This is a genomic window from Vibrio sp. 10N.222.49.C9 (genome assembly GCF_041474985.1).
Lineage (GTDB): Bacteria > Pseudomonadota > Gammaproteobacteria > Enterobacterales > Vibrionaceae > Vibrio > Vibrio crassostreae_C.
The window spans coordinates 50,280-74,463 of record NZ_JBFRVD010000023.1; the positions used below are offsets into that span (position 1 = coordinate 50,280).

At 43.7% G+C, this 24,184-nt stretch carries 20 protein-coding genes; 10 read left to right on the plus strand and 10 right to left on the minus strand.

Annotated elements, in window-relative coordinates:
• The first annotated feature begins 179 nt into the window (after nt 1–179).
• Nucleotides 180–479, plus strand: coding sequence for a hypothetical protein (locus tag AB4585_RS10580; RefSeq protein WP_102331904.1), 300 nt, complete (start codon nt 180–182; stop codon nt 477–479).
• 143 nt (nt 480–622) lie between these two features.
• Nucleotides 623–1,414, plus strand: a complete 792-nt coding sequence (locus tag AB4585_RS10585) for a DUF3800 domain-containing protein (RefSeq protein ID WP_372169781.1) — start codon at nt 623–625, stop codon at nt 1,412–1,414.
• 329 nt (nt 1,415–1,743) lie between these two features.
• On the opposite strand, the gene gcvP is transcribed toward AB4585_RS10585, so the two are convergent.
• The 3 genes from gcvP to AB4585_RS10600 all read right to left on the minus strand — a co-directional run bounded on the left by gcvP (nt 1,744) and on the right by AB4585_RS10600 (nt 6,437).
• The gene (gene gcvP / locus AB4585_RS10590) at nt 1,744–4,623 is read right to left on the minus strand and encodes an aminomethyl-transferring glycine dehydrogenase (protein ID WP_372169783.1); all 2,880 of its coding nucleotides are present in this window, start codon (nt 4,621–4,623) and stop codon (nt 1,744–1,746) included.
• Between the two features lie 89 nt (nt 4,624–4,712).
• Nucleotides 4,713–5,093: a glycine cleavage system protein GcvH gene (gcvH, locus tag AB4585_RS10595; protein WP_017072176.1), complete on the minus strand. Its 381-nt coding sequence runs from the start codon at nt 5,091–5,093 to the stop codon at nt 4,713–4,715.
• 51 nt (nt 5,094–5,144) lie between these two features.
• A complete protein-coding gene (locus AB4585_RS10600; RefSeq protein ID WP_017072175.1) occupies nt 5,145–6,437 on the minus strand; it encodes a serine hydroxymethyltransferase in 1,293 nt (430 codons plus the stop codon).
• A 440-nt stretch (nt 6,438–6,877) separates the two neighbouring features.
• Here AB4585_RS10600 and AB4585_RS10605 point away from each other — a divergent pair, with 440 nt between their 5' ends.
• From AB4585_RS10605 to AB4585_RS10615, 3 genes are all read left to right on the plus strand, one after another.
• Nucleotides 6,878–7,501 (plus strand): helix-turn-helix domain-containing protein, encoded by a 624-nt coding sequence (locus AB4585_RS10605; protein WP_017059847.1) that lies wholly within the window; start codon nt 6,878–6,880, stop codon nt 7,499–7,501.
• 447 nt (nt 7,502–7,948) lie between these two features.
• Nucleotides 7,949–9,082 (plus strand): glycine cleavage system aminomethyltransferase GcvT, encoded by a 1,134-nt coding sequence (gene gcvT, locus AB4585_RS10610; RefSeq protein ID WP_017059846.1) that lies wholly within the window; start codon nt 7,949–7,951, stop codon nt 9,080–9,082.
• Between the two features lie 279 nt (nt 9,083–9,361).
• Nucleotides 9,362–10,423 carry a trypsin-like serine protease gene (locus AB4585_RS10615; RefSeq protein WP_136981868.1) on the plus strand — a complete coding sequence of 354 codons (1,062 nt, stop codon included), beginning with the start codon at nt 9,362–9,364 and terminating at the stop codon, nt 10,421–10,423.
• Between the two features lie 100 nt (nt 10,424–10,523).
• On the opposite strand, the gene AB4585_RS10620 is transcribed toward AB4585_RS10615, so the two are convergent.
• Nucleotides 10,524–10,850, minus strand: a complete 327-nt coding sequence (locus AB4585_RS10620) for a hypothetical protein (RefSeq protein WP_029236416.1) — start codon at nt 10,848–10,850, stop codon at nt 10,524–10,526.
• Between the two features lie 200 nt (nt 10,851–11,050).
• Here AB4585_RS10620 and AB4585_RS10625 point away from each other — a divergent pair, with 200 nt between their 5' ends.
• The gene (locus AB4585_RS10625) at nt 11,051–11,368 is read left to right on the plus strand and encodes a helix-turn-helix transcriptional regulator (RefSeq protein ID WP_017059843.1); all 318 of its coding nucleotides are present in this window, start codon (nt 11,051–11,053) and stop codon (nt 11,366–11,368) included.
• A 93-nt stretch (nt 11,369–11,461) separates the two neighbouring features.
• On the opposite strand, the gene arfB is transcribed toward AB4585_RS10625, so the two are convergent.
• Nucleotides 11,462–11,872, minus strand: a complete 411-nt coding sequence (gene arfB / locus AB4585_RS10630; protein WP_017059842.1) for an alternative ribosome rescue aminoacyl-tRNA hydrolase ArfB — start codon at nt 11,870–11,872, stop codon at nt 11,462–11,464.
• An 87-nt stretch (nt 11,873–11,959) separates the two neighbouring features.
• Here arfB and AB4585_RS10635 point away from each other — a divergent pair, with 87 nt between their 5' ends.
• Nucleotides 11,960–12,565 (plus strand): beta-phosphoglucomutase family hydrolase, encoded by a 606-nt coding sequence (locus AB4585_RS10635; protein ID WP_372169805.1) that lies wholly within the window; start codon nt 11,960–11,962, stop codon nt 12,563–12,565.
• A gap of 63 nt (nt 12,566–12,628) precedes the next feature.
• On the opposite strand, the gene AB4585_RS10640 is transcribed toward AB4585_RS10635, so the two are convergent.
• The 4 genes from AB4585_RS10640 to AB4585_RS10655 all read right to left on the minus strand — a co-directional run bounded on the left by AB4585_RS10640 (nt 12,629) and on the right by AB4585_RS10655 (nt 18,697).
• The gene (locus AB4585_RS10640) at nt 12,629–14,533 is read right to left on the minus strand and encodes a diguanylate cyclase (protein WP_372155689.1); all 1,905 of its coding nucleotides are present in this window, start codon (nt 14,531–14,533) and stop codon (nt 12,629–12,631) included.
• Between the two features lie 207 nt (nt 14,534–14,740).
• Nucleotides 14,741–16,489: a formate--tetrahydrofolate ligase gene (locus tag AB4585_RS10645; RefSeq protein WP_372155690.1), complete on the minus strand. Its 1,749-nt coding sequence runs from the start codon at nt 16,487–16,489 to the stop codon at nt 14,741–14,743.
• A 294-nt stretch (nt 16,490–16,783) separates the two neighbouring features.
• Nucleotides 16,784–18,088, minus strand: coding sequence for an inosine/guanosine kinase (locus AB4585_RS10650; RefSeq protein WP_372155691.1), 1,305 nt, complete (start codon nt 18,086–18,088; stop codon nt 16,784–16,786).
• 129 nt (nt 18,089–18,217) lie between these two features.
• The gene (locus tag AB4585_RS10655) at nt 18,218–18,697 is read right to left on the minus strand and encodes a CreA family protein (protein WP_017064645.1); all 480 of its coding nucleotides are present in this window, start codon (nt 18,695–18,697) and stop codon (nt 18,218–18,220) included.
• A 248-nt stretch (nt 18,698–18,945) separates the two neighbouring features.
• Here AB4585_RS10655 and AB4585_RS10660 point away from each other — a divergent pair, with 248 nt between their 5' ends.
• From AB4585_RS10660 to AB4585_RS10670, 3 genes are all read left to right on the plus strand, one after another.
• Nucleotides 18,946–19,440, plus strand: a complete 495-nt coding sequence (locus AB4585_RS10660) for a hypothetical protein (RefSeq protein ID WP_017064644.1) — start codon at nt 18,946–18,948, stop codon at nt 19,438–19,440.
• A gap of 60 nt (nt 19,441–19,500) precedes the next feature.
• Nucleotides 19,501–21,315 carry an HD domain-containing phosphohydrolase gene (locus tag AB4585_RS10665; protein WP_372155692.1) on the plus strand — a complete coding sequence of 605 codons (1,815 nt, stop codon included), beginning with the start codon at nt 19,501–19,503 and terminating at the stop codon, nt 21,313–21,315.
• A 303-nt stretch (nt 21,316–21,618) separates the two neighbouring features.
• Nucleotides 21,619–22,344: an HAD-IA family hydrolase gene (locus AB4585_RS10670; RefSeq protein ID WP_017059834.1), complete on the plus strand. Its 726-nt coding sequence runs from the start codon at nt 21,619–21,621 to the stop codon at nt 22,342–22,344.
• Between the two features lie 408 nt (nt 22,345–22,752).
• On the opposite strand, the gene AB4585_RS10675 is transcribed toward AB4585_RS10670, so the two are convergent.
• Nucleotides 22,753–24,177, minus strand: coding sequence for a methyl-accepting chemotaxis protein (locus AB4585_RS10675; protein ID WP_136973510.1), 1,425 nt, complete (start codon nt 24,175–24,177; stop codon nt 22,753–22,755).
• Between the last annotated feature and the right edge of the window lie 7 nt (nt 24,178–24,184).

Genomic DNA, 24,184 nt, shown 5'->3' on the forward strand with positions numbered 1-24,184 from the left:
TTCTATATTTGCCAGGCTAATCACTAAGGTTATGATATAAGTGATTGTTATGGAAAGATAAAGGCTAGTACAATTAGTGGCATAAGCAAGTGAGCAGAACAACTCTGTCGATTAGTACAGAGTTTGTTGGTTTCATAACAGTTATGTTGAGTATTCAATATCACAATAAGGAAAAAATAATGGTTAATAGTATTAACTTTCAGAGCTTTATAGATTCTGAGTCACTGTACTTTTCAAAATACGGAAAAGGTGGTGTTCTAATATGTGCAGATAATGAGCAAACCTACAGCTTGGCCAAAGATTTCAATTCTAAACAGGACTTAGATTCTTTTCTTGGCGATAGCGTTAAGAAAGTTATTAGTATTCAAGTTAACGACGAAAATATTACTGTAGTTCTCGAGTTATCAGCTCCTTACGTAGTGAAACGAATAATGCCGAAAAATGAAGTCACAGTCGAAGTTTACGAAGTGCACCTGTAGGCATATTAATAAGCTATTCTAGTGATTCGCAACGCATGGCATTTTTATTATGCGTCGACTTTTGTGATTTAAGTTGGTGTACGGAAGCATCGATATTGCGTTGCTCACTAAAGCTTTCGGATAGAATATACATTGGAGGTTATATGCAAAATGGTAAGCTGATTTGGCATGTTGCATGCGATGAATCGGGTGTTGATGGTCAAAAGTATTATGGATTCGGGTCACTCTGGATGAAATATCAGCGGCGTGGAGATTTTGTTCGAATAATTCGAGAGTTAAGAGAAAAGCATAATTACCAAAATGAAATAAAGTGGCAAAAGGCACACAAGAAGCATTATGCAGGTTTCTATGAAGAGTTAGTCGAAATGTTTTTCAAGCATCAGTGGTTGGCCTTTCATTGCATTGTTATCCGAAAAGGAATGGTAGATAAAAAATATCATGATGGTGATTACGACTTAGCGATGCGAAAACACTTTACGAAACTAATTCAAACTAAGATCAGCGCTATACATAAAGCTCACCCTAAGCGCCAATGTGAGTTTCGCATTGAGGTCGATCCCTTACCTTCACGATACAAAAAAGCGGATGAAGCTTTTCATAAAATCGCCAATAGTATGCTTAAAAAGCAATTTGGTGGTGAGGTACCTATTCGCTCTGTCGTCACCAAAGATTCGAAAGACTCAGAACAAATCCAAATAGCAGACTTCTTATTGGGAGCCGTTATGAGTGCGTTCCAAGGAAAAGCGAGTTCACCAGCAAAGCTAAAAGTTGCCGAGAATATCGCTAGTTACCTAGGCTGGGAGTCTTTATTACACGATACAAAGCCAACTGAGCGAAAGTTTAATATTTGGTATTTTTACGATCCGACTAAAGGACCTCGTGAAATTGAAACTCAAGAGGTAAAACTCAAATACCAATTGCCAAAACGGACATGACAAACGGCTTTAGCACCAATATCAACTTGGCGCTATCCATTACACCTTTAAACCTAGCGCCGTATAAGCTTCTCACTGCCACAAAGCCAGCAGAAACACAAAAAGACCAATCCCAAGCGTGACTTTTAGAAGTAAGCCGAGAGGGGCACCACCTTTTGGTGCTTTGTTACAACATCCCATAATTGATTCCTAATTCAGTGTTGGTTTAGATCAACCTTAAACCTTTCCCTTACGGTAAGGTCAATGCTTAATTAGCCATATAATCTGGAATCAAAAAACAAAAAAGCGAACCAAGTGGTTCGCTTTTGTTTATCTAAAATCTACAAAAATTAGTCTTCGTAGTTGTCGATGCTTGGGCAAGAACAGATTAGGTTACGGTCGCCGTATACGTTGTCTACACGGTTAACTGTTGGCCAGTACTTCGAGTTCTTGGTTGCTTTCGATGGGAAGCAAGCCAGTTCGCGAGAGTAAGGGCGATCCCATTCTGCGCCTGAAAGGTCAACTTGTGTGTGCGGTGCGTTCACTAGAGGGTTGTTGTCTAGTGGCCATTCACCCGCTTTCACTGCTGCCATTTCGTGACGGATTGCGATCATCGCTTCACAGAAACGGTCTAGCTCTTCTAAATCTTCAGATTCAGTTGGCTCAACCATTAGCGTGCCTGCTACTGGGAAAGACATCGTAGGCGCGTGGAAACCGAAGTCCATTAGACGCTTAGCGATATCTTCTTCGCTGATGCCTGTGTCTTCTTTAAGTGGACGAATATCGATAATACATTCGTGCGCTACGCGGCCGTTAGTGCCACGGTAAAGAACAGGGTAGTGAGGGCGTAGTTTCTCCATCACGTAGTTCGCGTTCAGAATCGCTACTTTCGTTGCGTCTGTTAGGCCAGGTTCGCCCATCATTGCGATGTAAGCCCAAGAGATAGGTAAGATTGAAGCACTACCTAGATCTGCAGCTGATACTGCGTAGTCAGAACCTTGTACACCGTTTTCGATGTGACCTGGTAGGAAAGGTGCTAGGTGTGATTTAACACCGATAGGACCCATACCCGGACCACCACCACCGTGTGGGATACAGAATGTTTTGTGTAGGTTCAAGTGAGATACGTCTGAACCGATGAAGCCAGGTGAAGTTAGGCCTACTTGAGCGTTCATGTTCGCGCCGTCTAGGTAAACCTGACCGCCCGCTGCGTGCACTTGTTCACACACTTCTTTCACTTGCTCTTCGTATACGCCGTGCGTAGAAGGGTAAGTGATCATGATGCTTGATAGGTTGTCTTTGTGCTTCTCGATTTTCACTGCTAGGTCTGTCATGTCGATGTTGCCATCTTCATCACACTTAACAACCACTACCTTCATTGAAACCATTGATGCTGTTGCAGGGTTAGTACCGTGCGCCGAGCTTGGAATCAGACAAACGTTACGGTGACCTTCACCGCGGCTTGCGTGGTAGCGTTGAATCGCGATTAGACCTGCGTATTCGCCAGATGCTCCAGAGTTAGGCTGTAGTGAGAAATCGTCGTAACCGGTGATTTCACATAGCTTCTCTTTAAGATCTTTTGCTAGTGCTGTGTAACCCGCTGCTTGATCAAGAGGTGCGAATGGGTGAATTGAACCAAACTCAGGCCATGTTACTGGGATCATCTCAGCAGCAGCGTTCAGCTTCATCGTACAGCTGCCCAGTGGGATCATGCCGTGCGTTAGTGAGAAGTCTTTGTTCTCAAGCTGTTTTAGGTAACGCATCATTTGCGTTTCGCTGTGGTGCGTGTTGAATACTGGGTGAGTTAGGAACTCTGATTCACGACGGCAGTTTTCTGGAATTGCCGCAAATTCGTTTGATGCAATGTCAGAAGATAGTGCTTGAACGTCTTCTTTCACCTCGAAGATAGCGAACAATGCGTTCACGTCGTCGACTGTGGTTGTTTCATCTAAGCTGATACCGATCTTACCTTTAAGAAGGCGCAAGTTGATGTCTGCTGCTTGTGCTTTCGCGTACAGTGCATCTGTCTTCTCTTCAGAGTTGATTGTGATGGTATCGAAGAAGCTGTTGTTTGTTAGCTCGTAACCCGCTTTAGTCAGGCCAGCCGCTAGGATAGCTGTCATGTGGTGTGTACGACGAGCGATAGTACGTAGGCCTTCTGCACCGTGGTAAACCGCGTAGAAAGACGCCATGTTTGCTAGAAGTGCTTGAGCTGTGCAGATGTTCGATGTCGCCTTCTCGCGGCGGATGTGTTGCTCACGAGTTTGCATTGCCATACGTAGCGCTTGGTTACCGTGAGTATCGATAGAAACACCGATTACACGACCTGGCATTGTACGCTTATGCTTTTCACGAGTACCCATGAATGCAGCGTGTGGACCGCCGTACCCCATAGGAACGCCGAAACGTTGTGCTGAACCGATTACTACGTCTGCGCCCATTTCGCCAGCAGGCTTAAGTAGAGCAGATGCGAGTAGGTCAGTAGCAACTGTAACCAGTGTTTTGTTAGCTTGAGCTTTTGCAATGATGTCTGTTAGGTCACGAACTTCACCCGTTGTACTAGGGTATTGAAGAAGCGCACCAAATACGTCTTGCTCTGGAAGTGTTTCAAGAGCACCAACCATTACTTCAAAACCGATGTACTCAGCACGAGTTTTAACAACTTCTAGTGTTTGAGGGTGAACATCGTCAGCAACGAAGAATACTTTGCTCTTGCTTTTGCCAGCACGCTTACACAGAGTCATTGCTTCGCCAGCCGCTGTCGCTTCATCAAGAAGGGATGCGTTCGCGATTTCCATACCGGTTAGGTCCATTACCATTTGTTGGTAATTGAGTAGAGCTTCAAGACGACCTTGAGAAATCTCTGGTTGGTATGGTGTGTAAGCTGTGTACCAGCCTGGGTTCTCTAAAACGTTACGTAGAATAACGTTTGGAGTGAATGTGTTGTAGTAGCCTTGGCCAATGAAAGTACGTTTCACTTGGTTTAGGTTAGCGATCTCTTTAAGAGAGGTCAGCATGTCCATTTCGCTCAGTGGCGCAGCAAGTGTCATTGGTTTTTCAAGACGGATTTGTGCAGGAACCGTTTCGTCGATCAGAGCGTCTAAGCTAGTCGCGTTGATCGCATCAAGCATTTTTTGCTGGTCTGCTTTATTTGGGCCGTTATGACGAGCAACAAACTCGTTTTGAGTACCCAGGTCTTTCAGTAATTGGCTTTGAAGTAATTCAGTCATGATATGTTCTACTTTCTCTCTGGAGCCGTGAGCTAGCCCCTAAAATTAAGCTGCTCAAAAGAGCAGCTTTATCGTAATGAGGTTACCTATTAGTCTTCTTCGATAGAGCTTAGGTATTCTTCCGCATCTTTAAGGTTGTCTAGTTCAGACGCATCAGACATCTTCACTTTAACAATCCAGCCACCTTCATAAGGTTCTTCGTTGATTAGCTCTGGGCTATCTTCTAATTCTTCGTTGATTTCTACGATTTCGCCAGAGATTGGTGCGTAGATATCAGAAGCAGCTTTCACTGACTCAACTAGAGAGAAGCTTTCGCCAGCTTCGATTTCGTCGTCAGTGTCAGGCAGGTCAACAAACACAACGTCACCTAGCATCTCTTGAGCGTGCTCAGAAATACCGATAGTTACAGTACCGTCACCGTTGTCTTTTACCCACTCGTGGCTGTCTGCAAACTTTAGTGTATTGTCCATTGCTTATTCTCCAAAAATTTATGAGGTTTTAATTTAAATCTTAAAAACGGTCTAACGGTAAAGAGGGAAGCGCTTGCAAAGCTCTTTAACTTGCTTGCGAACACGTTGCTCAACTTCAGCGTTGCCTTCAGGGCTTTCAACTAAGCCATCAAGTACATCGCCGATCCATTCACCGATAAGTTTGAATTCTTCAGTGCCAAAACCACGACTGGTTCCAGCTGGCGTACCTAAACGAATGCCAGAGGTAATCATAGGCTTCTCTGAATCGAATGGTATACCATTTTTGTTACATGTGATCCCTGCACGCTCTAATGCCTCTTCAGTTACGTTACCTTTCAAGCCCTTAGGACGAAGGTCAACCAGCATTAGGTGCGTGTCTGTTCCGCCAGTCACAATGTCACAACCGCGAGTTTGCAACACTTCAGCAAGAACTTTTGCGTTGTCGATCACTGAATCAATATAAGTATTAAATTCTGGGCCAAGTGCTTCGCCAAACGCCACTGCTTTAGCCGCGATAACGTGCATGAGTGGGCCGCCTTGTAGACCAGGGAACACTGCAGAGTTGATCTTTTTGTTGATGTCTTCGTGGTTCGTCAGAATCATACCGCCGCGTGGGCCACGAAGTGTTTTGTGCGTTGTTGTTGTAACAACGTGTGCGTGTGGTAGTGGGCTAGGGTGAGCACCTGTCGCGATAAGACCCGCGATGTGTGCCATATCTACCATAAGGATAGCGCCAACTTCGTCAGCGATTTCGCGGAATTTAGCGAAGTCGATAACGCGTGGGATAGCACTACCACCTGCAATAATCATTTTAGGTTGGCATTCGATAGCGAGAGCGCGTACCGCTTCGTAATCGATTTCAAGAGTGTCGCGGTCTACGCCGTATTGAACTGCGTTGAACCATTTGCCTGAAAGCGCAGGGCGTGCACCGTGCGTAAGGTGACCACCAGCGTCAAGAGACATACCTAGGATAGTGTCGCCAGGTTGAAGTAGGGCAAGTTTAACTGCGCCGTTCGCTTGAGCACCTGAGTGAGGTTGTACGTTCGCGTATTCACACTTGAATAGCTGTTTAGCACGTTCAATCGCAATAGCTTCTACTGTATCTACGTGCTCACAACCACCGTAGTAACGACGACCTGGGTAGCCTTCTGCGTATTTGTTGGTAAGGCAAGTGCCTTGAGCTTGCATTACTGCTTTAGAAACGATGTTCTCAGAAGCAATAAGTTCGATTTGTTCGTTTTGACGAGTGTTCTCTGCTTGGATTCCAGCAAATACTGCGTCGTCAGTCGCAGATAGGTTCGTAGAGAAAAAACTGTCTAAGCTATGGTTTTGATAAGCGTTCATTGTCGAGACCTTTCATTAAGCTAATGGTGATTGTTTTTATAGTCCATTAGGTCTTACGTTGATTTCTGCATCGGTATCGTTTGCGTTATATAGGTGTATAAATAGTGCGTTGCTTCTTATTTATACGACCATAGCGTCAAAGCGATCGTTGTAGGGTCAATGCAGCACGAATTGGTTCCCAAAAATTTCGGGTAAAAAACAGCTCTTACAAATGTTAAATCTATCACTTGCTGCAAGCTGAAGTAGCATCTCTTCATCTAACAAGTCGATAACATAGCTCCGATAAAATCAATTTTCAACAAAAATTTCCAATAGGAAACAGATTTTCTCGTTTTGCTACAGGGAGCACGCTTTATTTCCCTGTGTGCTCTTTAATCAACAAAGCGCTTCATGCAACAATGAAATCAATAGACAGGAAGTAAGAAATGAATGAGGGACCTATGTCAGAAGACATTTATGATGAGTACCCATCTTTAACGTTGGCGAAAGAGACGTTAGATCAGAATATCGAACCACTTAGGCTCGGCCAGCGTATTAAAGATATCCGCAGCAAGCTGGGCATTACGTTAGAAGAGGCGAGCCAACGTACTGGTTTGGCGCGCTCTACGCTGAGTAAAATCGAGAACGAACAAATCTCACCGACGTTCCAAGCGATGCAGAAATTGGCTATGGGTTTGCAAATTGATATGCCGCAACTCTTTGAGCCACCAAGAAAAAAGGTTGCCACAGGACGTCGTGACTTAACTAAAGCAGGTCAGGGCAAACCTCACCCAACTCCGACTTACGAGCATGAACTGCTCGCGACAGAACTTTCGAATAAGAAGATGATGCCGTTCAAGAGCCGAGTGAGAGCACGCACCTTTGAAGAGTATAACGATTGGGTTCGCCACGATGGTGAGGAGTTCTTGATGGTGATCTCTGGTGATGTGATGTTCTACTCAGAATTCTATGAGCCGGTACCCATGAGCGAAGGTGACAGCATGTATTACGACGCCAACATGGGGCATATGTTGATTTCTACTAGTACAGAAGATGCACTGATTTTGTGGGTGACTGCAAAATAAGTTAACAAAGTTAGAATTTCTTATAGTGAATGCAAACGTTTGCTTTTGTTTCTAACGTTTGCCAAAAGACGCGATGTTGGTGTGAAAAGCATCAATATCGCGTTTTTGTATGCGACTGAAAGTTGTTTTTAAATTGTTAAATATCACATTTTGAGCTGTTTTAATCTTGTTAAGGGTGTAAAACTGACTCAGGCTTGTTTACTATAGTGAACACGGTTTACTCATGTTGATTGAAGTTTACTGAAGTGAATTCTTAGAAAGTGAGTCGTATAGCTTTTATACAGAAGCCTCTTTTTATATCGCTAGTAATAAAAGCCTATATAGAAGACATCACTTTTTACTATCTACTGTTTCTAACGTTAACCCATATCGTTAGAGGCGACTCTAAATAGAGATATAAGCGGCAGATTCGATTTGGAAAGCCTGCAACGCTTCATGGAGAATAAAATGACTCAAGAACACGCTAATCAAGACCTACTAAAAACACCTCTGCATGCACTTCACGTTGAAGTCGGCGCAAAAATGGTTCCTTTTGCTGGCTACGACATGCCAGTTCAGTATCCACTAGGTGTAAAGAAAGAGCACTTACACACTCGTGACGCTGCTGGTCTTTTTGATGTTTCTCACATGGGGCAACTGCGTCTACACGGTGAAAATGCAGCCGCTGTTTTAGAATCTCTGGTTCCAGTAGATATTATCGACCTGCCTTCTGGTAAGCAGCGCTACGCCTTCTTTACTAATGAACAGGGCGGCATCATGGATGATCTTATGGTTGCTAACCTTGGCGATCACCTATTTGTTGTTGTGAACGCGGCGTGTAAAACACAAGATATCGACCACCTAACGGCTCACCTTCCTGCAGACGTAAAAATGGAAGTGATTGATGACCGCGCTCTATTAGCACTTCAAGGTCCGAAAGCGTCTGAAGTTCTGGCTCGTTTCCAACCAAGCGTTGCAGACATGCTGTTCATGGATGTTCAAAAAGTCGATATCGACGGCGTAGAGTGCATCGTAAGCCGCAGTGGTTATACCGGTGAAGATGGCTACGAAATCTCAGTACCGAACGATCACGCTGAAGCACTTGCTCGTAAACTAACATCAGAAGCAGAAGTAGAGTGGATTGGCCTTGGTGCTCGTGACTCACTTCGTCTTGAGTGTGGTCTATGTCTGTACGGTCACGATCTAGATACAACAACAACGCCGGTAGAAGCTAGCCTTTTATGGGGTATCCAAAAAGTGCGTCGTACTGACGGTGAACGTGCAGGCGGTTTCCCTGGCGCTGATATCATCCTTGAGCAAATCGCGACTAAAGACGTTCAACGCAAGCGTGTTGGTCTTGTTGGTCAGACTAAAGCACCAGTACGTGAAGGCGCTGAGCTGTTCGATGCTGAAGACAACAAGATTGGCGTTGTAACAAGTGGTACTGCGGGTCCTAACGCGGGCAAGCCTGTTTCCATGGCTTACGTTCGTACTGACCTAGCGGTTATTGGCACTGAAGTATTCGCTGAAGTTCGTGGCAAGAAGCTACCAATGACAGTAGAAAAAATGCCATTCGTACCTCAGCGTTACTATCGTGGCTAATCTCTTTTAAGAGAAACCACTAAGCTAAATGAAAGCCTATTGTTTGCTTCTCTTTATTGGGAAGCCTAACGGTAGGCTTTTTTGATTTTGGTAGCGTATGTCTTTGGTAACGTATTGCTTTTAACGTTACCCACTAACAACGGTTACTTAAAATTCGTTTATAAAATGAGATATGTGGCGATATCGTTACAAATACTTACTATAATCACGATTGTGACGTGTTATGGTGACGATTCATCATTTTTGTAAATAAGTAGTAGGGGTTACAAGGAGTTAACTATGAACGTAAACCATACAATGAGTCCGGTTCGTAAAGCCGTTTTAGGGCTTTTAGCGCCATTAATTTACACATCAAGTGTTATGGCAACGGAAAACACGGACGAAAGTACTCCTGATTTGGGTGTAACACCCTATATTGTGAATGGTAGCGACGCTTCAGTCACGGAATTTCCTTCGATGGCAAGCTTGTTCATTGATCGTATTGATTATGACGGTGTTTACTCAACAGGCCCTTACTGTGGTGCGACAATTTTAGATAACTATCATGTACTGACTGCTGCACACTGTATTTATGGTGATGAGAATGCTCAACTTTTCACGGTAGTTGTTCCTCAATTGGAAGATACTTCTCTATTCCCTAACGGTAGCATCCAGAAAGTACGAGTATCTGAGGTGTATTATCGAACGGATTATTCAAACAGTATCAATCAACTATTAAGAAATGATATTGCGATTTTAAAGTTAGAAGCTTCTCTTAACCTTCAATCCTCAGCTGAAACTGTTATCCCTCAATTTGATACATACCTTAATGCTGCGAATGATTTCGTTGCAGTTGGCCATGGTGACATCGAGACTGATGTTGATGGTACGACATTGCTACAACAAGTTGACCTGACATATGTTGATACTCTTAATTGTAAAGCTGTTTTCGGTCCGTTAGTCACTGATAAACAAATTTGTTTCAACGGTAACGGACCGAATAATGGCTTATACGGGGGTACATGCCAAGGCGATTCTGGTGGTCCGGTGTTTTGGAAAAATGGCTCTACATATGAACAGGTCGGTATAACGAGTTTTGGGCCGACTACTTGCGGTGATGACATCGGCGTAACATCTGTATTTACAGAGGTATATGATTATAAAGATTGGATTACGGATGTAACTAAAGGGGTAAATGATAGCACGGAAACTGTCCAGTTTACCGCGACAGAGGCAAAACGAGTTGCTGTTGCTGGGACAAGTGCGTCAACTGGCTCTGGTAGCAGTGGCGGAGGTATTTCATTTGGTTTGCTAGGGATGCTGATGTTGATTGCTGGTGTTAGAAAAGCAGTTAAACGTTAGATCTTCAATGTTTTGAACAAGTCGACGCTTTATTTAAAGATAGCGTCGACTTTTTATTTTTTACTTTTGCAGGTGTGCAGTTGGTTAGTTGCTTGTAGAACTAGTTACTCAGCTCGATAACCGCTTTACGGCTGTATCTTTCTAGAATCTCATCCATCTCTTTTATCGCAGCATTGATGCTTTTAATCCCACCTTGAGCCACACCTTTTTCATTTTCGTTCAATGCAGAAAAAGCTTGCTTTAATTCCTTACCTTCCAACATGTTCCCGTGCAGCAACACCTCTTTGTACGTGAGTAGCTTATGTTGTATTGCAATAATTTCTGGGCGGGGATTGTCTGATTCTAATGCGTGACTAATGCAAGGAAATGCCAATGTATAGCGATTCGCAATTTCCAATTTGACGTCTTTCTTATTCGCAATATGCAATTTTTATTATTTCCCAACACTTGAATACTCAAGTTACCTAGCCTGTACGTTCACAACTGATATCAGTGTGAAGGTTTATGAAACGTAACGGTTTTATTAAGCGAATAATATGCCTTTGATGGCTTATGTAAACCATCACAAGTCAATATGGTCTGCTTCTTGCTGAATTTAGGACATAACTGTCTTTTGAGGATGAGCTTATGTCACAAGAACCCATAATATTGGCGCTGATTGAGCGTAGGAAACAAGCCAACTTGTCTCAAGAAAAGTTAGCCTCGAGTGCAGGAATGAGCTTAAAAACCTATCAAAGGATTGAACGCGGAGAGGCGGACATCAAGATGTCTCAGTATCGTTCAATCACTAGAACCTTAAAAGTGACGGATTTGGATGTGGTGCTTGATATTGTTGGCGCATCACAAGTAACAGCGGAAGATGTAGCTGCGGTCAGTCGTCTGCTGACCAGCGAAGAGCGCCTGTTGTTGATCAAGCTGATTTTGTCGGTCAAAAAGAAGCAGTAGTCTTTCTTTCAAATAAACAGCGTAATAGATCGATTCGTTAGTCAAATTGACAGATACTTCTAGGGTAATGTGTTCTCTGAGGGCATGAAGCCATCAGCTCACTCTTCCACGCAGCTGTTTGGTGGTGCTTCTTTGTTTTTTGCTTTCTAAACGTCTTTTCTGAGAGCCACGCGTCGGCTTAGTTGCTCGTCTTACTTTTTGAACCTTTGTCGCTTCCAAGATCAATTCTTTCAAGCGCACTAAAGCATCATCTCGGTTTTGTTCCTGAGTTCTATACTGTTGCGCTTTAATGATAATCACACCGTCTTTGGTGATGCGGCTATCTTTGTGTGCGAGGAGCTTTTCTTTATAGAAGTCAGGTAGGGTAGAGTGCTTGATATCAAAACGTAAATGTATCGCGCTCGATACTTTATTGACGTTCTGACCGCCGGCTCCTTGTGCTCTGATCGCTGTTAACTGGAGTTCCCAGTCTTGAATCGAAACAGAGTTAGATATTTGTAACATAAACATCCATTTTGAACGGTAATATGGCGCCATGATACTGAATATTGGTTATGGTATCAGTAACTTTATTTAAGAGTGGTAGTAGTGATGAAAATAGATTTAACGGCATATGAAGGATTAATCTTTGATATGGACGGTACGTTGATCGATACAATGCCTGCACATGTAAAGGCGTGGGAGCGAACGGCTGAAGAGTTTGGCTTTCATTTTGAAGCGTCTTGGCTGCATAGCTTAGGTGGCATGCCGAGTTATAAGATAGCCGGTGAGGTGAACAGCAAATACGGTTTATCGCTCGACCCACAAGCGGTTTCTACGTTTAAAATGGCGTCGTTTGCGGCTATCGAAGACAAAGGAGACGTTATCCCTTGTACTCACTCTCTGTTGTTAGAGCATCTGGGTAACAAGAAGATTGCAGTCGGAACGGGCAGTCAACGTAAAAGTGCCGAACAGTTACTGGATAAGACAGAGATCTTGAGTAAGCTCGATATTCTCGTGACAGCAACAGACGTTAAGAATCACAAACCAAATCCGGATACTTTCTTAGATGCGAGTTTTGGTATGGGTTTGCAGCCAAAGCAGTGTGTTGTGTTTGAAGATACGAACCTAGGTAAGCAGGCTGCTCATGCTGCGAACATGGATTGTATTCTAGTGGTAGAGGGGAAGAAACTAGAGTTCTATCCTGCACCAAGCTGATTGCAAGGATTGGGTTGTTAAACCGCCAAACTAATAGCCTAGCGGAACAATACTGATTTTCTGTTAGGCGATTTCGCTCATTTCGCTATCTAGGAACAGGCACACACTGTTTCGACCTGCTGCTTTGGCTTCATAAAGTGCTAAATCGGCGCACTTGTAGTTAAGAGCAGGGTCGTTGGTCAGGTTGGTAATTCCACCACTGACCGTCACCACGTTATCGAGCTCAATACTGACTGCGATTCTCAATCTGTTAAGTACATACTCAGCTTCTTCTGTTGTGGTATGAGGCAGAATAACGCCAAACTCTTCGCCACCAATACGAGCCACAAAATCAGTTTCTCGGCACTCTCGTTGTAATACTTGAGCAACGGTTTGAATGACGCGATCTCCATAATCGTGACCAAATCTGTCGTTGATGCGTTTGAAGTGGTCTATGTCCAAAATCGCTAAACAAGACTGTTCGCGAGTAGGGTAACGATTAACACGAGAGCACTCATCTCGCAGCTCAAGATCGAATTTACGGCGGTTCCAACACCCAGCTAAGGCATCTTTTTCACTCAGGTTTCTCAGTTTGTTTTCTAGCTCTTTGTGTTTACTTATATCCACAAATGAAGCGACATAAAACTGAATCACGTCTTTCGAGTCTTTAATGGTTTGGATTCGCAATATTTCCGTGATCAAAGACCCGTCTTTACGACGATTAACCACTTCGCCTTCCCACATGCCTTTCTCTTTGATGATGCTCCACATCTTGATGTAGAACTCTTCGTTGTAGCGACCAGAGGCAAACATGGACGGTTGGCGGCCTTTTACGTCTTCTAACTCGTAGCCACTCACACGGGTGAACTCTTGGTTTACTTTGATGATTCGGTTGTTTCTGTCGGTAATCACCAAGGCAGACATGCCATTCATTGCGGCCTTAGCAAGTTGGCTCTCGATACTGTTCTTCTTGTGGTTGCTGTTCCACAATACGAAGCCAGCGGAGATCATCGAAATCAAGAAAGACAAGGTGATGATCTGAACGACGATCGCTTGTTTTTCTTGTCGGTATTGACTGCTGAACTGCTGATTTTCAATGTGAAGAACCATGTAAATAGGGCCTTCAAACTGTTTGATTTTAGGGCTGATGTCGGAATGAAAATACCAGTTCTCACCATCGAAATAGCTCGAAGATGTCTTGTCTTGAATCGCAGTCCAAAGCTCAGGGTATAACTTTGCGTAAGTCTGCTCTGAACGTGATTCAATTACATGTCCGAAAGATTCCGTAGGATCCGGCCCCATGATTATGTGTCCGGTTTTGTTGAGAATAATAGGAACAGCAGAAGATGCACCAATTTGATAGTAAAGGCGCTTATAAATCTCAAGCATGTTCAGGTTTGCGATGAAGTAACCAATAATGCGGTTGTTTTCAGCGACTGGCGTCATAATGCGTAGCGCTGGAATCAAAGGGCGAACGATCTCTCCGTTTTCGACTTCAAGATCAATACCGCGAGAGCTAATCTCACCAATCTTTAATTGCTGTAGTACCTCATAGTAATCACGCGAAGACTTGTTCTGCAGTTCACTATCTGGAACCACGATTGCTTGATTGTCTTTATAATTAACGCGAAACACTTCGTTGCCAGCTAGATCGAGGTAACGAAGATGGGAATAGTATTTTTGGCCACGAGCTAACATCACCCAAAGATCTTGCAGGGTTTCTTTATGGATAATAGAAGGTTCTCGAATCGCTCGGAGTAGTGTTTGAGAGTCGGCGATTGAAGGAACAGAGTTAGAGATTTGCTCAACAATAACAGCGAGTTCATGAAAGCTGTATTCGATTTGATTTTGGCTAGACTGCTTAATATTTAGAGTGTGCTGAGCATCAATTCTGTCAAGTTCAGAATTGATGTAGAGGGCAGGGACTAGTCCTAGGGCAAAGATGGTACATAGAAATTGGCTGACTAGTTTTTTTATACTTGTATTCATCACTGTCCTCAAAGAATCAGCGCAATACTATATATTTTATAGGTTTTTTAATGTGATCTTGACCGAGAAGTTAAGACAAGATTCGCATATAACTACGATTTAAGTGCAACTTATTGCACTTAAGCTTGATTGCTCAATATGGAACGATGTTCCGAAATATTAGCCAAATTAATCGCGATTAATTGCCGCTTATCTAACTAAGGACAGCTAGCTTAGGCCTACGATATTTCCATTACTATCAATATCTAACGACATGAACGCCGGTTTGTCAGGCAAGCCTGGCATGGTCATCACATTGCCGCACAACGCGTAAATAAAACCAGCACCAGCACACAATTTTAGTTCTCTAACGGGCACGTCAAATTGGATTGGTGCACCTTTTACGTGTGCTTCTGTCGAGATCGATAATGGTGTTTTTGCTAAACAAACCGATAGGTCGTTATAGCCATGCAGTTTGAATTCGGCCAGTTGTTTTTTAGCCAGTGGAGATAGCGTAATACTTGCTGCGCCATAGCCAACTTCAGCGACTGCCATCAGCTTTTCTTCTAGGCTTTGCTCTGAGTGATACAAAGGCTTAAATCCACTCTGTTTTTGGCAAGCTTTTACCACGGCGTGAGCCAGTTGAGTCGCCCCTTCGCCACCTTGACCAAATGCTTCGCTTACTTCAACGCTAACGCTTGGATCGAAGTCGGTGATCATCTGTTTCAAAGCATCGAGCTCTTGAGCTGAGTCTTGTGGGAATCGATTAATCGCAACAACTGTAGGCACTTGGTATTGCTTAACGTTAGTGATGTGCCATTTTAGGTTCTCAAACCCTGCAACAAGCGCGTCTTGGTCATCATTAAAGATTGAATCAGGTAACGGAGTGCCCGGTCTCAAATCGTATAAACCAGAGTTAGCCTTTAATCCACGTAAGGTTGCGACAACCACAGCGCAATCGGGCTTCTTATTCGACGCTTTCGCTTTTATGTTGCACGCTTTCTCAAAGCCCATGTCTGAGCCGAAACCACCTTCAGTTACCACAAAGTCACTCAGCTTTAACGCTATTTTATCGGCAATAATTGAAGAGTTACCATGTGCGATGTTCGCGAAAGGCCCGGCGTGAATTAGGGTAGGAACGCCTTCAAGGGTTTGCATCAATGTTGGTTCAATAGAATCCTTCATGGTCACGGTCATTGCGCCTGCAACGTTGAAGTCATCTGCGGTTAGCGGCAAGCCTTGTTTGTTGTAAGCAAGTACCACCCGTCCGATACGCTTTCTTAAATCTTGAAGGTCATCAGCTAGAGCAAGAATGGCCATTAGCTCAGAAGCGGCTGAGATATCAAATCCATCTTCGCGCTCAAAGCCATTAATTGTTTTGTCTGCTTCGTTCTTGCCAACCGTGATCATGCGTAATGCGCGATCATTATGGTCAAGTACACGTCGCCAAACGATTCTGCTTGGGTCGATATTCAATGCTTTTAAGCCTGAGCGCGTTTCAAAGGCGTCTAACCCTTCACGCTGTTCATGATACAAACGTGCATCAATGGCGGCGGAGGCGAGGTTGTGAGCGGCCGTAACAGCATGAATATCGCCCGTGAGATGCAGGTTTAATTGTTCCATAGGGGCAACTTGAGAGTAACCACCGCCCGCTGCGCCGCCTTTTACACCAAATACCGGGCCCATTGAAGGCTGACGAATGCAGGCCATTGCAGATTGGTTAATCTTTGCGAGGCCTTGTGCTAATCCGATAGTAGTGACGGTTTTGCCTTCACCAAGAGGTGTCGGTGTGATCGCCGTGACTACGACTAACTTACCATCTTGTTGGTTGGCGAGGCGTTCAAGTGATGTGAGAGACACTTTAGATTTGAATTGCCCTAATGGCTGATGTTCGTTGTGGTGCAGGCCAGCTTGCTTGGCAACCTCACTGATGTTTTTAAGGGGAGTAGAGCGACAAATATCAATATCAGACAGCATATTTGATCCTTATATCAGAACCGAAAGGCGGTACGTAAACGTTTGCGTGGCGATAGTACTGTATAAATTTGCCAAGTAAAGGCAAACCACACGAATTATGTGCTGGAAGATAACAGATCTAAAGAGTCATTGCGCGAGATCAAATCTTAAACGAGCAAAATATTCGATATGATTAACTTCAGCTGCCGTTATATTGGTGTTGAATACAAAAAGGGCTGCATATAGCAGCCCTTCAAGGAATGGGTAATCTCACTTGGCGTTAACCTTTAAGAGGTAACTGCCTAATATGGTCGATTAACGATCCCAGTATGTTTCTTCTAAGCTATCTTCGCGTTCAGGTAATGCACGAGAAAGGCGAGGAGAGTGCTGAGTCAACACTTCGTAGCTTACACGGTTTGCGTACTTACAAATTTGAGACAGTGAAGAGTAAGTTAGACAAGTGTGCTCGTGTTTCTCTGAGTTTGGTACATTCACGTGGTGGTAGCTGTTTGCTGCCATGTCGTGAAGTAGTGCTGAAAGTGCACCATCGCCAGCGCCATTGGTATTCTTAATCTCAAGTGGGCCACCTAGGTAAGGGCCAATGTGAGAGTACACTTTTACTGGGTCTTTACAGTCTTGCTTATGCATCGCACGGCTGAATTCGTATTTATTGAACTCAGGGATGTTACCCGGTAACAATGGCAGTGTGGTTTCGCGTTTCGCTGGTTCGTCAGTGTAACCTGCCATGTATAGACCAATAGGGCCTGCAGTACATAGAACTAGGTCAACCCACTCAAGTGCCTTGTTAGCAGCCAATAGAGGATCTTTTTCACCCGTTAGCGCTTCACCTTCATCTTCGTTCATCGCGACGATGGTTACGTTTTCTTTCAGGTATTCTTGCCACCATTCAGCGTTGCCTTCGATCACATACTTAGTACCAAGTGTTAGTACAACAGGCACATTGTGCGCTTTCGCGTATTCAATCGCTTTTTGTACCGCTTTTGGCATCGGATCTTCAGGTTTGCCACGCATTAGGTATGACGACACAACCAATGCAGACGCTTTCTCGAAGACTTTTTCAGGAATGCTTTCTGGAAGAAGTTGGTTCATGTGGCCTTCGTTGATTGCAAACGTACGTTCGCCATCTTCAGAAATCAGCGTGTAACAACGACCAATTGGACCATCAACAGTTTGAAGGTGGTTTAGATTCATACGAGAAGAAGTGCGGCAAAGGTAACGATAACCAAATGAGCCAACTTCAATCTTCTTAGACATTACGCCAAGCAGGACAGATTTGCTGTCCGCAAGTACGGAATAGTTGTGCAGTGTGTTGCCGATAGTATCGCCAGGATATTGATGCGTGATCAAACCGCGCTCAACTAACTCTTCATACAGCGCATCTGCTTTACTTTCTTCCAATACCAGTGAGTGACCTTTACTCAGCTCGTATTTTTCTAGGAACTCGTTGTCAACACGGGCTTCGATATCAACAATCGTTTGGCCAACACCCACAATCGTTGCGCGGTGAAGCTTAGGCGTTTGTTGAATTTGGTTGACCAACGGATCACGTGCGTGAGTTGGAAAGTAGTGCTTAGATTTACGCTGTCCAGGAAACTTCATATGAAAAATACAGTGAAAAAATTTTGCCGCATGATATCACATTTTGTTTCTGTTTCTTTCATTTTTATTACATTTTGAATCACCTGCACAATGTCTGTACAGGTGATTCAACTAACTATATGTTTGAAACTACTCGGTTGGCTGTACTAACGTCGCTGGATCAACGTAAGCCTCTGTACCCCATAGTGGAACAGTTGAAAGGCTGTGTTTGAAGCTACCTTCTGTTTCTTTGGTGGTGTAAGACAAGTAAAGCAGCGACTGATTCTCTGCATCGTAGATACGACGAACCTTCATTGTTTTAAAGAAGATACTTTTCGATTGCTTGAATACCACTTCGCCAGACTTACTCTTGTCTATTTGAGCAATCATTTCTGGTGTAATTTCACCTGTTTGACGACAAGATATAGAGCTATCACTTGGATCAGAAAGGCTAAGGTTTGCTTCGATTGATGCGATATGACAGGTAACACCCGCGATCTTATCGTCATCTAATGAAGACATCTTGATATCCTTCATTGTGAAGAAACCCAGTGAGACGTCGCCAACCTCGTTGTCCGAACAGCCAGCTAACATTGTCACGATACCTGCTGCTATTAAGGCTTTTTTCATAAGAAGTCCTTTTTATTTATATAGTTCTGTTTACTATAAGGATATTGAAAGCTTGGATACGAGTGTAGAGCTTTTCGTTAAGTTCTTAAAGGATGTTGTTGGATAATGAAAAATATGAAGCATTTAAAGTACTTGTTGGCCTTGGTCATGCTCTGTATGCTCTCTGCTTGTAGCTCGGCACCTCAGCCGACCGTATGTCTTCCAAATAACTGCGATATTTGGGGATACTAACCGTAGGTACTAAAAGAATGAATAACGAAATACCTGAAATTGCACACAAGAAAAACCAATGGCTATTTAGTCAGCTCGATATTGCTTACCCCGCAAAAGAGAGCCTCCTCGGCCGTGAACTTTATCAAAGCAAACTTCCATCCAAGACATACCAACTCCTAGCACAAGATCAAACTCCTTCCCAAATTGATGAACTGCATAAAGTCGATTTCCATAAATTGACCGTGCTATTTTCACTCAACCAAGCAAGCGTTTACCAAGATGAAATCGAAAGGGCACACATGCTTGAGTTCTTGAGCCAAATTATGCTTTCTGACGATCATGTATTATATATTGGTACTCAAAACGGTGAAGTTGTGGCGAGCGCTATCGTCACAGAAGCGGATGGTTCCCTATTGATCTCGGATGTCGTTGCTGAAAATGGTCAAAGTATCAACAACTTTGCTAAGCAGTTACACGATTTTTGGGCACAAGATCATGCTTCTTGCGATAAAGTATGGATCGAGAACTAAAGATTCTTTGACAAAGCGTTAATCTAAGTACAATACCCCGTCTTATTTAAAGGGTATTGTATGTACAAGCTATTGATATCAATCGCTGTATTATGTGTTAGCGCTTATTCTTCACTCAGTTTTGCTAACGACTGGGATATTAAACGCATCCTAGTTTTACACTCATACGAACCTTCTTATCAATGGACTGCTGACTTCCAAAAAGGGATAGACAGTGCGTTCAGCCAGTCTCAAACCGAAGTTAAACTCTCAATAGAGTATTTGGATTCAAAGCGTGCCCACAGCCCAGAGTATTACGACTCTCTCGCGAACTACTTACGTGCGAAGTATGCAGGTTATAAATTTGATGGCGTAATTGCGACGGACGATAACGCAGCCAATTTTCTTGAATCTCTGCCTAATTTGATTGATCGCTCCACACCTGTCGTTGCAGCCGGCATCAATGATTTCAGCACCGACATGTACGCGGTGTCTGACAGAGCAACTGTGCTTTACGATAACGATCAGATAGACGTTAATATTAAGCTGATCTCCAAATTAAGACCTAATCTAAAGAATCTCTATTTTGTAAATGATTACAGTGTCACGTCTGAATTGATTCATAAAGAAATGAACAAAATGATGGCTGAATTTTCAAATATCAATCTCGTAGAAATTCGCGACTTGTCGCTGGAGCATACGAGCCAATTTTTGGAAGGGATCTCTGCGGACGATGCGGTATTGCTCAGTCATTACAACACCGAGTTAAAGCAAGGGGTTTATCACACTTACCAAGAGATTGCGGATACGTTGTCAAAAGCGAGTGCTGCTCCGGTGTTTGCTTTATGGCAGTTCTATATTTCGGGTGATGTACTCGGTGGTTACGTTAATCACTCACAAAGCATGGGTGAACAGGCCGTCGATGCGTTGGATAAATACCTTCCACTTGGTTTTACTACACCGTTAACTCCCGGAGACAACAAACGTTTTGTATTCAATTACCCTGCAATGAAGAGATACGGGATTAGTGGAAACGCGTTACCTGACGAAGCGGTTTTCATTAACGAGCCTTCATCCTTTATTCGCAAAAACTTCCAGTTGTTATTGGGGCTGTCGATGGTGATTGCGGGTTTGAGCCTGATCATCTTGATGCAATTTGTCACTCTGCGCCAAAAGAAAGAGTTGGCGAATAAGAACAAACGAATCTTAAAGCTTCAGAAACAGACCTTGAATATCCAAAAGGATATGATTCATGTTCTCGGAGAGGCAATTGAAACCCGCTCTGGCGAAACTGGTAATCACGTTAAGCGTGTAGCCAAGTTGTCTGCACTGCTTGCTAAGTATCGTGGCTTGAGCCATCGCGAGGTCGAGATGATTGAGATCATCAGCCCAATGCACGATGTGGGTAAGATTTCAGTCCCTGAATCAATCTTGGATAAACCTGGGAAATTAACCGACCAAGAGTGGGAGGTGATGAAGCTTCATACTACGGCTGGCTATAACTTACTAAAGAGCGGAGCGGGTGATATTACCAACCTCGCGGCAATCATTGCTAACGAACATCACGAGCGTTGGGATGGTGCTGGATACCCGAATGGAAAAGTGGGTGATGAAATACACCTGTTTTCTCGTATCACTGCCGTAGCCGATGTGTTTGATGCGCTGCTTAGTGCACGTTGCTACAAAGAACCGTGGCCGTTAGATATGGTGGTCGATTTGTTTGAGCGAGAGTGTGGCTACCAGTTTGATCCTCAGCTAACTAAATTGCTACTGAAACACTTATCCGAGTTTGTCGCTATCCGAGATTCGTACCCCGATACTGGAACTGTAGAATATGCGTCTTCACCTTCACCTTCGCTTGAAGCTAAGGTCTTAGAAGAGTCGGTTGTTAGCTAATTGTCGCTCTATCTGAGTAGCCTATAAGCCATTTTTTTTATCGATTCACCACGATCCGGCTAGGAAGTAGTGATTTATATTTTCTCCTGAAATTGAGTAGCTTATGTAAAGCTCGCAGTATTTGGTTTCGTAGAATCTGGGTTAATTTAATGAAAACTATTGCTTATGCTGAGCGATAAAGTGATCAACTCCATATTTCGCGAAGAGAAATAAGCCTGTATCTGCAAACTGTTACCTCAATCATCTCGCGCATTGAAAGAACACTATAGGATAAAACTTGGATTCAATCTGAGTGAGATACCTATGCGGTTAGAACAGACTAAATGTGTGATTTTCGATTGTGACGGAACACTTATCGATAGTGAAAAGCTGTGCTGCCAAGCTTTGGTGAACGTTTTCACTGGCTTTGGAGCGGAGCTAAACGTCAACGACTGCTATGCGCACTTTCAAGGCGGGAAGCTAGCCGACATCTTAATGGATACACAAGAACGTCTTGGGTTATCTATCTCGATTGATACACTTGAGCCGTTATATCGCAATGAATTACAAGCACTGTTCCAGCGTCATTTAAAACCGATGGATGGCGCTATCGAACTTATTGAATTCCTCAAACAACAAGACATCGAGTTTTGTATTGCTTCCAATGCACCGAAATCTAGGGTTGAATCTTCATTGGCGATGACAGGCATGTTAGACGACTTCAAAGGCAAAGTGTTCTCAGCTTTTGATGCTAACAGCTGGAAGCCAGAGCCTGATCTAATCATGTACACGGCCATGAACATGGGCTTTCTGCCAAATGAGTGCATCTACGTGGATGATACGTTGAAAGGGATTGAGGCTGGTGTTCGCGCGGGTATCCAATCGTTTCGATTACGCCCGAGTATTGATGAAGCAATCGTAGATCCCGAAGCCGACTCAGCAGAACTCGCGGCTCAGGATATCTACAGTTTAGAAGAAATTTCAGTTTGGATTAATGGCAAGCACTGCTCAAATGGTGGTATATCGAATTCTGCAGCTTTGGTGGGGTAGAGCTTAGTTGAAGGCTGACTACCTTACTAAATTGTTTGGTGTGGAAACCGCAAGATGCACAAGTAAACTTTTCTCCACTTTCTGAAAGCAGATACTCGTCGTGTTGGCATAAAGGGCATGTAATGTCGTCGGTGTTTGGTGTTTCTGTTTTATTCATTATGTGTCACCTGCAGCAAGGGGGTAAGCGAAAAAAGACCCGTTCAATTAGATTACTCCTAAGCTCGAATATTAGACAGTTCTGACACTTCTTAATCTCTCCTTTGCGACTTGCTTCATGGTAATTGATAATGTCATCGTTATCGACCATGGTTCTTGTAATGTTATTAAACAAAAGCCAAAAAGAAAGGACCCATTACGAGTCCTCATTAGTTTGTTTTCAATTCACGCCGCTAGTTCACCAGTTGATCCTTAAGTTCGGTAGCGTGCCAATGTCTGAGATAGAGAAACCGACGCTTCTGTTAGCCTAGATACGCCATTTGAAGAATTCTGAGCCACGTCTTTAATCACATCGGATTGGCTTCGAATATCGTTAAGCTCTGCTGCAATCGTATTGGCAACGTTACTTTGCTCATCGGCTGATGTTGCGATTTGGATACTCATGTCCATTAGCGCTTGAGCTGAATCTGCAATCGAGTTTACGTCGTGACCAATGTCCGAAATCAACTGGCTACTGGTTTGCGCTTGATCAACCGTCTGTTCGGTGATCTTCGCGATATTTTGGCTCTCTTGCTGTAAGCGCTCAATCATCGCTTGGATTTCTACCGTTGCCGACTGAGTGCGGCTTGCCAGTGTTCTTACTTCATCAGCAACAACAGCGAAACCTCGGCCTTGTTCGCCCGCACGAGCGGCTTCAATCGCGGCATTCAAAGCAAGTAAGTTAGTTTGCTCTGAAATAGCATTGATCGTCGTGATGACCTCGTTAATTTGGCTCGTATTCACATTCAAGCTAGTAACAGAAGATGAGGTTTGCTCAATCAAAGAAGAAAGGGTGGTGATTTCTGAGATCGCTTGTTGAACTTTCGCGTGGCTATCGTTGATTTGCTGCGCGTCTTGCTCGGTTTGTTCCGTTGAGCGTGCAGAGATGTTAGAGACTTCATTTGCTGAAGCTGTCATCTGATCCATTGCTGTCGCTACAGAGTCTAGAGAGGCATTTTGGCTCATGATTTGTGTTTCGCTGCGCTTCATCTCTGTTTCGAAAGAAGCTGACGTTTCACTTAGCGTTGCTGCACTGTGGTTTACGTTGTTGACTAACTCGCTAAGCGTGTCCATTGAACGGTCAAGCGCACAACCAATCGTGCCGAACTCGTCACGGCCAGGGTGGAAGCCAAGGCGTGATGTTAAGTCACCATCACCAATCTTTTGAGTCGTTGAATAAAGAACCCAAAGTGCGCCGCCTAGGAAAGTCGCTACCCAGTAACAGAAAAGACCAAAAGGCACACACCACAAAAAGCTCAGTAAGAAAGTGTACAGTGCTTGCTGCTTTTGATTCTGTATATCGTTAGTTGAAACGGTAAGTGAGTAGTAGTTGCCATCTTGTGCGAGTGCTGTGGCAGTCACCGAACCATTGTTTGAAATAGTGGTTTGTTGAGCGCGAGTTTGCTGGCTAACAGAGCGAACAGAAGCAGGGGAATCTGATGCTGATAAAATGCCTTGCAGTTGATACTCGACCTGCTGTTTTGCAGTTACGTCAATGTGTTCCATTTTGTTGACGTAGTTCAGTCCAGCTAGGCTTGCCAAAGCGGCAAAAAAGATTAAGAAAATGACCCAAAATTTGTCGTTGATCGACATCTTGATAAACAGTTTGTCTATCGTTCGAAATTGTACTTCTTTCATAAAAACT

Bases quoted from the DNA above. Each gene is read 5' to 3' on its own strand.
- AB4585_RS10580 (WP_102331904.1), top strand. From the start codon at position 180: ATGGTTAATAGTATTAACTTTCAGAGCTTTATAGATTCTGAGTCACTG.
- AB4585_RS10585 (WP_372169781.1), top strand. From the start codon at position 623: ATGCAAAATGGTAAGCTGATTTGGCATGTTGCATGCGATGAATCGGGT.
- gcvP (WP_372169783.1), bottom strand. From the start codon at position 4,623: ATGACTGAATTACTTCAAAGCCAATTACTGAAAGACCTGGGTACTCAA.
- gcvH (WP_017072176.1), bottom strand. From the start codon at position 5,093: ATGGACAATACACTAAAGTTTGCAGACAGCCACGAGTGGGTAAAAGAC.
- AB4585_RS10600 (WP_017072175.1), bottom strand. From the start codon at position 6,437: ATGAACGCTTATCAAAACCATAGCTTAGACAGTTTTTTCTCTACGAAC.
- AB4585_RS10605 (WP_017059847.1), top strand. From the start codon at position 6,878: ATGTCAGAAGACATTTATGATGAGTACCCATCTTTAACGTTGGCGAAA.
- gcvT (WP_017059846.1), top strand. From the start codon at position 7,949: ATGACTCAAGAACACGCTAATCAAGACCTACTAAAAACACCTCTGCAT.
- AB4585_RS10615 (WP_136981868.1), top strand. From the start codon at position 9,362: ATGAACGTAAACCATACAATGAGTCCGGTTCGTAAAGCCGTTTTAGGG.
- AB4585_RS10625 (WP_017059843.1), top strand. From the start codon at position 11,051: ATGTCACAAGAACCCATAATATTGGCGCTGATTGAGCGTAGGAAACAA.
- arfB (WP_017059842.1), bottom strand. From the start codon at position 11,872: ATGTTACAAATATCTAACTCTGTTTCGATTCAAGACTGGGAACTCCAG.
- AB4585_RS10635 (WP_372169805.1), top strand. From the start codon at position 11,960: ATGAAAATAGATTTAACGGCATATGAAGGATTAATCTTTGATATGGAC.
- AB4585_RS10640 (WP_372155689.1), bottom strand. From the start codon at position 14,533: ATGAATACAAGTATAAAAAAACTAGTCAGCCAATTTCTATGTACCATC.
- AB4585_RS10645 (WP_372155690.1), bottom strand. From the start codon at position 16,489: ATGCTGTCTGATATTGATATTTGTCGCTCTACTCCCCTTAAAAACATC.
- AB4585_RS10650 (WP_372155691.1), bottom strand. From the start codon at position 18,088: ATGAAGTTTCCTGGACAGCGTAAATCTAAGCACTACTTTCCAACTCAC.
- AB4585_RS10655 (WP_017064645.1), bottom strand. From the start codon at position 18,697: ATGAAAAAAGCCTTAATAGCAGCAGGTATCGTGACAATGTTAGCTGGC.
- AB4585_RS10660 (WP_017064644.1), top strand. From the start codon at position 18,946: ATGAATAACGAAATACCTGAAATTGCACACAAGAAAAACCAATGGCTA.
- AB4585_RS10665 (WP_372155692.1), top strand. From the start codon at position 19,501: ATGTACAAGCTATTGATATCAATCGCTGTATTATGTGTTAGCGCTTAT.
- AB4585_RS10670 (WP_017059834.1), top strand. From the start codon at position 21,619: ATGCGGTTAGAACAGACTAAATGTGTGATTTTCGATTGTGACGGAACA.
- AB4585_RS10675 (WP_136973510.1), bottom strand. From the start codon at position 24,177: ATGAAAGAAGTACAATTTCGAACGATAGACAAACTGTTTATCAAGATG.